Annotated in this window: 10 protein-coding genes; 6 read left to right on the top strand and 4 right to left on the bottom strand. The window is 45.1% G+C overall.

The window, feature by feature from the left end; all coding sequences use genetic code 11:
* Window positions 1-155 precede the first annotated feature (155 nt).
* The 3 genes from map (at window position 156) to F6K38_RS25220 (ending at window position 3,817) form a co-directional block, all read left to right on the top strand.
* The gene (gene map, locus F6K38_RS25230; RefSeq protein WP_008181613.1) at window positions 156-944 is read left to right on the top strand and encodes a type I methionyl aminopeptidase; all 789 of its coding nucleotides are present in this window, start codon (window positions 156-158) and stop codon (window positions 942-944) included.
* 203 nt (window positions 945-1,147) lie between these two features.
* Window positions 1,148-3,331 carry an S-layer homology domain-containing protein gene (locus F6K38_RS25225; protein ID WP_008181615.1) on the top strand — a complete coding sequence of 728 codons (2,184 nt, stop codon included), beginning with the start codon at window positions 1,148-1,150 and terminating at the stop codon, window positions 3,329-3,331.
* A gap of 261 nt (window positions 3,332-3,592) precedes the next feature.
* Entirely contained in the window at window positions 3,593-3,817 is a 225-nt protein-coding gene (locus F6K38_RS25220; protein WP_131826884.1) for a hypothetical protein, read from the top strand.
* Window positions 3,818-3,895: 78 nt separating this feature from the next.
* On the opposite strand, the gene F6K38_RS25215 is transcribed toward F6K38_RS25220, so the two are convergent.
* A complete protein-coding gene (locus tag F6K38_RS25215) occupies window positions 3,896-5,329 on the bottom strand; it encodes an IS200/IS605 family accessory protein TnpB-related protein (RefSeq protein ID WP_008181619.1) in 1,434 nt (477 codons plus the stop codon).
* A 108-nt stretch (window positions 5,330-5,437) separates the two neighbouring features.
* Between F6K38_RS25215 and tnpA the strand changes: the two genes are divergently transcribed.
* Window positions 5,438-5,743 (top strand): IS200/IS605 family transposase, encoded by a 306-nt coding sequence (tnpA, locus tag F6K38_RS43570; protein WP_008181621.1) that lies wholly within the window; start codon window positions 5,438-5,440, stop codon window positions 5,741-5,743.
* Between the two features lie 484 nt (window positions 5,744-6,227).
* Here the strand turns inward: tnpA and F6K38_RS25210 are convergent, their stop codons facing one another.
* Together F6K38_RS25210 and F6K38_RS25205 are read right to left on the bottom strand one after the other, a co-directional pair.
* Entirely contained in the window at window positions 6,228-6,587 is a 360-nt protein-coding gene (locus tag F6K38_RS25210) for a hypothetical protein (protein ID WP_008181623.1), read from the bottom strand.
* An 85-nt stretch (window positions 6,588-6,672) separates the two neighbouring features.
* The gene (locus F6K38_RS25205; protein ID WP_008181624.1) at window positions 6,673-6,867 is read right to left on the bottom strand and encodes a hypothetical protein; all 195 of its coding nucleotides are present in this window, start codon (window positions 6,865-6,867) and stop codon (window positions 6,673-6,675) included.
* A 124-nt stretch (window positions 6,868-6,991) separates the two neighbouring features.
* Here F6K38_RS25205 and F6K38_RS25200 point away from each other — a divergent pair, with 124 nt between their 5' ends.
* Entirely contained in the window at window positions 6,992-7,378 is a 387-nt protein-coding gene (locus tag F6K38_RS25200) for a hypothetical protein (RefSeq protein WP_008181625.1), read from the top strand.
* Window positions 7,379-7,612: 234 nt separating this feature from the next.
* The gene (locus F6K38_RS25195) at window positions 7,613-9,007 is read left to right on the top strand and encodes an LCP family protein (protein ID WP_052308417.1); all 1,395 of its coding nucleotides are present in this window, start codon (window positions 7,613-7,615) and stop codon (window positions 9,005-9,007) included.
* A 183-nt stretch (window positions 9,008-9,190) separates the two neighbouring features.
* Here F6K38_RS25195 and F6K38_RS25190 read toward each other — a convergent pair.
* Window positions 9,191-9,763: N-acetylmannosamine-6-phosphate 2-epimerase (locus F6K38_RS25190; protein WP_287357836.1), on the bottom strand; the 573-nt coding region annotated here is incomplete at its 5' end.

Here is a 9,763-nt window from a genome sequence, read left to right as displayed (position 1 = left end):
TCCCGATTCCCGATTCCCTAAAATCCAGAATGTACCTTACCTATTGCTCTCAAGCCAACCCGCGTTAATTAGGGATCATATTATTGTACAATTAAAAAAACAACAAATAGTATAATTTTTCCCAGGTTTTGGGGTAATTGACGGAATAAAAACTCATGGCAGCTGAAAGAATTGTGCTCTTATCCAGTAGAGAAATAGCTAAAATGCGTCTTGCTGGACGCTTAGCCACTGCACTGTTAGACCATTTAGAACCCATGGTTAAGCCAGGGGTAAGCACCCTAGAGATTAATGATGAAGCTGAGCGCTGGACAAAAGAGCATGGGGCAATCAGTGCTCCCTTAGGCTACCAGGGCTTTCCTAAATCTATCTGTACCAGTATCAATGAAGTTGTCTGTCACGGTATCCCTAACGGGAAGCAAATCCTTAAAGATGGGGACATCATTAATATAGACGTAACACCAAAGGTGGATGGATATCACGGGGATACCTCTAGAACCTTTTTTGTTGGTACCCCCTCACCCCTAGCAAAAAAGCTGGTGGAAGTTACTGAAGAATGTATGATGCGGGGCATTGCTGAGGTCAAGCCAGGAGCAAGGGTTGGCGATATTGGTGCTGCTATCCAAGAGTATGCCGAGTCCAACGGCTTTTCCGTAGTGCGAGACTTTGTTGGACATGGGATTAGCAAGATTTTCCATACAGCTCCCCAAATTCCTCACTATGGCACCCGAGGGAAAGGAAAACGCCTCCGGGCTGGGATGGTTTTCACTATCGAGCCCATGATTAACGAAGGTACCCACGAAGTGGAGATATTAGCTGATAAGTGGACAGCTGTAACACGCGATCGCAAACTTTCTGCCCAATTTGAACACACTATAGTTGTCACCCCTGACGGTGTAGAGATTCTGACATTGCCAGAACAAGAAATCCAGAGTAAATCTGCTTAAGTCTCAATGGACATTTAGTGAAAATCGAGCTTAAACTGTGAGATATAAGCAATAAAAGCAGGCACACTATCTGGGTAACAATTCTTAAGAGTATTTCTAAAGAAAGTTAGCCTCCTGCTCAGGAAATTAGCAAGTGGTGAACCCTCTCATGGGTGACACCGCAGTTTTGCTGTGTTCTTAAGCGTTTTGGGTAATCCTAAATTATGGCAACTCTATACGTCAATCCAGCTACTGGAAGTGATAGCGCTGATGGTAGCGAATCTACGCCCTTTAAAACTATTACTAAAGCCTTCGATTCAGCTGGATCAGGTGACCAGATTCAACTAAAACCTGGTACTTATAATACAGCCAGTGGTGAAACCTTTCCGCTGAAAGCTCCCTCCGGTGTAAAAATTATAGGGGATGAAGCCAACAAAGGCAAGGACATCTTAATTGAAGGCAACGGATTGTTCAACACCCGTTTCGGTGGTGGTCAAAACGTGACCCTTATCCTAGCTAAGGATACCGACCTCAGGGGAGTAACTATGACCAATCGTGAGCGCCGAGGCACTGGGGCCTGGATTGAGTCTGGTAGCCCTATCGTTGCTAATTGTACCTTCAAAGAGTGCAATCGTGAAGGGGTTAATGTCACTGGTGAAGCCACACCAGAAATTAAAGATAATAATTTCATTGGTAGCGGTATAGAGGGCCAAGGGATATCGATTACCAGGGATGCCAAAGGGAACATCCAAGGGAATACCTGTAAAAAAATGGGTAATGGCATTGCTGTTGATAGTAATGCAGCGCCAAGGCTGGTCGAGAACCAAACCTCTGAAAACATATTTGGGATAGTGGTTTCTGGGGACGCTCGACCGATACTGCGTAAGAATCGGATTGAAAACAACGAAAGATTTGGTCTGTCAGTTTCTGGCAAGGGTTTGCCAGATTTGGGAACCGCAGGAGACCCAGGGGAAAACGTACTGCGTAACAACGGTGAGTTTGATTTAAAAAATTACACCACGGTTAAGCTGATTTCAGTGGGCAATTTTTTAGTTGCCTCAAAAGCCAGTGGTCCGGTTCAAATTGATGACGCGATCGCTGAAGTTCCTAATCCTGTCGACCCTGTCGACCCTGTCGACCCTGTCGACCCTGTCGACCCTGTCGACCCTGTCGACCCTGTCGACCCTGTCGACCCTGTCGACCCTGTTGACCCTGTTGACCCTGTTGACCCACCTAAAAAGTTAACGGATATTGGTGGTCACTGGGCAGAGGATTTCATCGAGGGATTGTACAGTAAAGGGTATATTAGTGGCTTCCCTGATGGCACCTTTCAGCCAGAGAAAACAATGACCCGTGCTGAATATGCGGCCTTGTTGGTAAACGCTTTCAATCCTTCAAATAAAAGGGAGGCCAAGGATTTCAGTGATGTTGCTTCCAAGTATTGGGCTTACGAAAAGATTAAACAAGCCTATCGTGGTGGATTCCTCTCTGGCTACCCTGGGGGGACATTCAAACCCACAGACAAGGTTCAGCGTGCCCAAATAATTGTTTCACTGGTGAATGGGTTAGACTTAACGGCTTCCAGTCCCAATGCCTTACAAGCCTACGATGACAGCGGTTCCATTCCTACCTACGCTATTGAAGCTGTCAAAACCGCAACCAAAAAAGAAATTATCGTAAATCACAGCAATCTCAAACAACTCAACCCCACTCGCAATGCTACCCGTGCTGAAGTATCTGCCATGGTTTATCAAGCCTTGGTGGATGCTAATAAAGTCAGCGCTATTACTAATCAATATATTGTTAAATTTCCAGACGACGGGATACCCACATTCGCAGACATTCAAGACCACTGGGCGAAAGAGTTTATTCAGGAATTGTTGTCAGAAGGTATGATTTCAGGTGTTGACAACAGTAACTTTAAACCTGATGATAAGATCAACCGTGCTCAATATGCGGCCTTGATTAGCAAAGCGTTCAACCCTTCACCGAAAAGGGAAGCCAAGCAATTCAAAGATGTCAGTGATAAGTCTTGGGCTAAGGATGCGATTCAAAAAGCCTATCGCGGTGGATTCCTATCTGGTTACAGTAATGGCAACTTCGGACAGGCCGATAATGTTAAGCGAGCGGATGTGATTGTTTCCTTAGTAAATGGCTTGGGTTTAAACGAATCAGACCCCAATGCTTTGGATTTGTATGATGACAAAGACAAGATTCCCAGCTATGCCAAAGATCAAGTCATAACGGCTACTAAAAAACTGATTGTGGTGAATTCCCCTGACCAGAGGAAGCTCAATCCTGTGCGTGAGGCTACTCGTGCTGAGGTAGCTGCGATGGTTTATCAGGCTTTGCTGGATCAGGGCACACTAACCGCTGCGGTGAATAGTGAGTACATTGTCGTTGGTTGATTTATGGTTTGGACTTGACCACGGTTAGATCAACTAAATCTTTCTGAAAACATCGGTAGCCTGCTGAGTGCAGGCTTTTTTTTGTATAGCGCCATAAATGTAAGCGATTGACCTAAAGTCACGCTACGCGATGCTCCAATGGAGCCGCTAAGCGAACGCATTTGGATTTAGCTATCAGCTATCAGCTAAAGGCTGACAGCTGATAGCTTACCAGAGAAGAGGGAACAATGATTGTCAAAGAACCGATCAGAGGTACAAATCATGCAGAACAATCCTAGAGCGATGCTCTTTGAGAGCCGCTACGCGATCGCTTACAGTCAATTTTATTCCCCCTACTCTCTACTCCCTACTCCCTGCTCCCTGCTCCCTAAAACCCAGGAAGAAAGTACCTCACAGCACTTGAGAACTCCTATAGTTCACATCACTACCAATTCAGCAATTCGCTTGAGGATCCTAAGCACATTATACCAGTCATTGCCACGATAGAGGGTAAACTCATCGGAAAGAGCATACATCGGTCTACCGGATTTGGTTAGTTTGAACGCACCCCACCCAAATCGAAGATTATGGGTGGGGATTCGTGCGCTTAAAAGTAGCTAGACTCCTAAGCGTCCCCAGGACAATCGGCGTTCTCGATGTGCCGTTAGAACTTTTGCTATCGAACACCCATAAGAAATGCCTATCTCCTACAATTACGGAATACCAGTATCTGGCCCCGATATTATAACTAGCATTTAGATCGGCATGATACCGTTTTCCTGTAGAAAATTTGGCAAGTGAATAATTGATTTTACTTCTCAAGACTTTACCGCTACCATCGAAAGCTACCGCACTGGTGTATTTAGGGTTAATTGTTTGAACAACCCCACCTACTTCCGTCCACTTATCGTTAATAAGCTCGCCGATTTTGCTATGGCACCATAAATGAAACTTCTGTTTCATCAATGACCCTTTCTTACCTGCTTTAGCTTTCCAGCCAGAGAGATTTTCTAATACGATTACTTTTACTCCATGTAACAAGGCAAATTTAACAATCTCTCTGGCTACCGTTCTGCCAATCTCCAAATTTAGATTAGAAGACTTGCGTTCAAGACCTTTACAGAAACCTCTTGGTAATTTTTTCCCGGTTATGTTACTGGTTTGTTTTGCCTTTTTGGCAATTTTCATTCTCCGTCTATTGCGACAGTCTATGTCTCTGGCGGGATTGATAAATTTTCTCGCCTTTACAGTACCATCGCGACCTACGATAGCTGCTACAGCAGCGTTATTGATTCCTAAATCTACACTACATATATATTCTGCCTCCTGCCTCTCCACTTGCTTTACCTCGACTGGCATGGATAGTTGACACTTCTTATTGTCGATTACAAGAGCAGGCGAACACAGTTGATTTCCTTTTGTTAAATGTCTATTACCTCCATGTTTCTTGACTTTTATATTTTTTAGCCAGACCCAATCAGTTCCATCCCAGACCTTTATGTCTACTGTGCCATAGTTCACCCCATATTTAATTTGCTGACCTTGATATAAAGCTGGATAGCTTTTGCACATAGCCGTTAAACGAGGGGGTAATGCCTGACGATGTTTTCTAATGCCTGACTGCCACTCTCTATAACGAGTCTGAAAGCTAGAAACTATCCCAATAGCGTCAGCTATAGCTGCTCTTCTTAAATAACTAGGAAACTTTCTAAAAGAAGGATTTTTATCTAAAACTTTTTGATAATAGTTATGTTTAGGAGCTGGATTTTTTGCTGTGGCATGAATCATTTTCTCCACAGCATTTATCCGTTCTGTAGAAGACAGAGTAGCTAGTTTAGCCCATTGAGCGTTGAATATGAGAACTAGAGGCGTTAGGAAGGCACGGTACTCATTGACAGTTAGTTGCATCTGGTGCTTTTGTTCTTGTGTTGCCACAAGGCTCCAAACGTCCGTCCGCATCAGGTCAGCCTCCTTTTTCTTTTTCTTTTTAGTTCTCCTGTTACTTCTTTTTTTGCTCATGGGCTTGGGTTTAACGAACCGTCTACACTTGGTCTACCAGTTATAATCTTAGTTGTCAAGACGGTTAAGAAAATTTTTCTATGCTACCGCTAAAAACCCTCAGCAACAGTGCGTTTCGGCTTATATATCACTTTAATCAGAATCGAGCTTATACTCAAACAACTTCTTGGGAAGTGGGAGTGCGATCTAGTAGAGTTTGTTGGTGTTGCTGACCATGTACATATTCTCTTTGAAGCACACCCGTCAGTAGGATTGTCGAAGCTAGTTAATAATGTTTTGACGGTTACTTCTCCTAGGCTACGCTTCAAGTTCGCGGAGCATTTATCTAAGTTCTATTGGGGATCATTACCTCAATTCTGGTCTGGCAGTTATGCAATCATTAGTGTAGGAACACAAGGGCCTATGACCGTTTGATTGCTGATTGAGTACGTAAAAAACCAAGAGACCCCTGAATAAGGACGCTGCGCGATGTTTGTTGGTTTCGCTTACCCCACCCAAATCATAGATTATGGGTGAGGACTGCGCGAAACATTTTGTTCAAAAACCGGAAATTAGTGCCATTAGTCACCAATCCAAAACTAGGGCGCAACTGATTAGGATTAGCCATCATGTAGGTCAATGCCTGAGGAATTGCTGACTTGAGAGAGAAACCAGCTTGTTTCGATTCAATCGCTAATACCCAACTAAACAGGTAAGGGGTCTCCCGTTATACCCGCGCTTCATGGGCGGGAGGGGAATTACCTGACGGGGTCTCTTGGTTTTGGTATGATAGATTGATGGCGGTTGGACTGCCGCTCAATGGCTGTGGTAAATCGATACAGGATATCGAGGAACAGTAAGTCTCATTCGTGAGTAAGAGCGCGCCTACATCATAATCTTTGATTTGATGTAGGAGTAGTCACAACTGCTCTTGTAGCACCAACACATCAATACGTCCCCGCAGGATTTCGTGCTCCTCAACAGCGGCAATTTCTATTGCGGCCTCTGTCTTGAGGTGAAAGGGAGAACCATAAAAACCCGCTAGTCCTAACAAGGGAGACAGCACTACCATTTTGACAATGTCTTCCACCATCGGGTACTGTTCCAGGTATAGCATGTGAGCCTTAACTTGCTCTAAGGACTGCCTTTCAGTGTCGGTAAGTTCTGGTAACTCGTCCTGCCACTCTCGGAAAAATTCGTCATCCTCTGCTGGGGTCAGGTCAAATTTGACCTTCACGTCATGCAAGCTAAGTTCTGTGACTGGAATCGTCTTCACCATCAGGATTGAGCCAAGGTCTGTCTTAACCTCTCGGGAAACCTATGATCGTGCGCCGCGAAACTTAGGTGAGCTTACCACTAGCCTATCAATCAAACTGCCGATAGCTCCAGGCTCGACCTACTAATGCGATCGCTAAAATCACCGTTGGAGCCAGGATCCCGATCATCCCATTAACGGATGTAGCGGCAATGGGTACACTGGGGGCAACGTATTTAATAATAACAGAAATTATCGTGGAGAGGATGACGAGTTTGAGAATGAAGCTTAGTTGATTATCCATGTTGCCATTGCCCTATTGCTATTACTATATTATTGCCATTGGTGAATAACCACTAGGTAATGTCATGATAAGAGGTAAAACCACCAAGTCATGGGGTTTGAGGGATTCTTAAGGCAAGCTGCGGATGGAACATAATGTGAAAAAGACTAATTCTACCGACAATCACGATAATCAGCGCTTACAGCTATTTATTTACCTTGTCCCCATCTTTGGCTTGTTTCCAGCACTGTGGACATTGTACCACTCTCAGGGAAACCGACAGGAAAAAACGGTGAGTCGCTTGTCCGTCACCTTGGCCTTTGGTTGGTTGCTAGGGTACAGTTTATTATCAGCAGGAGCACAATTGTCGGAATTTTGGACATTACGCTTGCTGTTTCTCAATGCTATGCTGACATCTGGCTATTTTCTGGTCAGTTTCGCTGTGATGGTGCGCTTATGGCAGCGCCAGTCACCACGCCTGCCTTGGATTAGCCGGATCTCTGAAGGAATCCTGGGCAAGTATTTGTCCTAGTCTAGGGGTTTACTTAAATAAATGATGTACTCTAATGATGGTTTTGACTGACGGATTGGGCAAGCTTGATCGAAAATTTACCTGATCAGGCAGCAACCTGTTAAAAAACCTGCTATAGAGTATTAATACTAAACCTTAAGATGGAAGCTCCAGGTCAAGCATGTGAAACCGGTCAGCAGTGAATAGTCTTCTTCTGTCAATACCATCCCTATTGCCTGTGTGTGAGGAAGCCCAGTGCCAGTTCAAAGAACTTATCGAAAACGCCGTGTAGTGAGAAGACCTACTCGCCCCGTTCGCAGAAAAAAGGTAAAAGTCAAGGGAGGGAATTTGCTCTGGCTTTGGCTAGGTTTTACCGCAGTGGCCATGTCATCTGCGGCAGCAGGTGCAATCCTAGCTGTATCCCTGGCAAGTACCCCTTTGCTGCAAAATGAACTGACTCCGGACGAGAAATCTGTATTTAACCAAGAAGAAACCATCTCCAGCAACAGCATGCACTTGCCGGAGTTGACTCGACCAGTTAATATCTTATTTCTTGGTATTAAAGTCCTAACCTCTGATCTCAAGCAACCCCCAGAAGTAGACCTGGGATACCACGCTCTGGTCAATTCCTTAGAGGGTTTGTCAGATACCATGCTCCTGCTACGGTTTGACCCAAATGGGGAAAAAGTCAAAGTGCTGTCCATGCCTCGTGATACTCAAACTCGTATTGAGAAACATGGTAAAATCAAGCTCAATGCTGCCAATTATTTTGGCGGACCTGCCCTCACAGCAAAGGCGGTCAGTGATCTTCTCGATGATGTGCCCATTGACCGTTATATCCGAGTAAACGTTCAGGGTGTGGAAAAACTGGTGGATGCCTTGGGAGGAGTTACGGTCTATATTCCCAAGGATATGAAGTACACTGACCACTCTCAACACCTTTATATCAACCTCAAAAAAGGCAGACAGCACCTGGATGGTAATAAAGCGATGCAGTTCCTGCGGTTTCGCTACGACAAGTATGGGGATATTGGTCGAGTTCAGCGGCAACAAATGCTGATGAGGGCATTGGTAGAACAGGCACTAAAACCTAGTACTATCGCACGAATCCCACAAATCCTCTCAGTTATTCAGTCCCACATTGACACCAACTTAAGTGTAGAAGAGCTAGTGGCATTAGCGGGTTTTGCCACCAAGACTAAACGAGCCAATGTCCAAATGCTAATGCTGCCTGGTCGATTTAGCAACGATGGCAAGAAACAAGCCAGTTACTGGTTGCCAAACCACCGCCGCATCCAGCAGATGGTGGGTCAGCACTTTGGTCAAGGCTATAGCTATTACTCCAATGCCAACTCCACATCCCTGCGGATTGCGATTCAATACACTACAGATTCTTCTGAAGTCGCTAAAGCTATGCTCCGGAAACTTAACCAAGCTGGCTACCAGAATGTTCGTATTGATCAGAAATTGTCTAGGGAACCATTGCGCACCACTCGCATTATTGCCCAACAGGGAGACGATGAAAGTGCTGCCACTATCCGTAACTATTTGGGATTTGGGGAAGTGCGGGTGGAAAGCACCGGTGCTTTTTCCTCAGATATTACCATTCAGTTGGGTCAAGACTGGCTACAGAAACTGGGTTCTCAATAATAAGATAGGTTTTCCAGCTTCTAGCAAGGGCAATTATAGCAGTTTTCCATTGGGTGAGGTACTTTGCTTATCCTTTTAAGGCAGAGGGCAGAAGGCAGAGGGCAGAAAGGTAAGAAGGTCTTAAAGGCAATTAGCGCCAATAAAGACTGTACCTCATCTACTTGAAAAACCCTGTAACCATGTTCAATTAACTAATGACTCGACAAAAGCCTTAACTTGCAAATCAATACCAGTAATCGCAGTGCCGACAACAACTGCATAGGCTCCCAATTCTAGCGCAGTTTGAGCCATCTTGGGGCTGGCAATACCCCCTTCGCAAATGGCTGGGATATCTAAATGCTTCACCAACTGGCTGAGTAGGCCAAAGCCGGGAGGACAAAGATGGCTGGTTTGAGCGGTGTAGCCATAGAGGGTGGTACCAACTAAATCAACACCAGCGGCTTGTGCTGCGATCGCACTCTCAAGGGTATCCACATCTGCCATCACCGGTTTACCCAGTGTATCGTGAATCTGCTTAATTAAATCTTGAACTGTTTCCCCTCCAGGACGTTCCCGTAAGGTGGCATCAATGGCAATAATATCAGCACCAGCGGATGCGATCGCTTTGGCATGGTGAAACTGGGGAGTAATATAAACCTCAGACTCCGGTAACTGTTGCTTCCACAAGCCAATAATTGGAGCAGTGGGACATTGACTACGGACAGCTGCCACATGGTCAGGTGTATCAATACGCACACCCGATGCCCCCTGATTCAT

The organism is Moorena sp. SIO3B2 (assembly GCF_010692525.1).
Lineage (GTDB): Bacteria > Cyanobacteriota > Cyanobacteriia > Cyanobacteriales > Coleofasciculaceae > Moorena > Moorena producens.
This window is presented reverse-complemented; position numbering and strand designations above follow the sequence as displayed.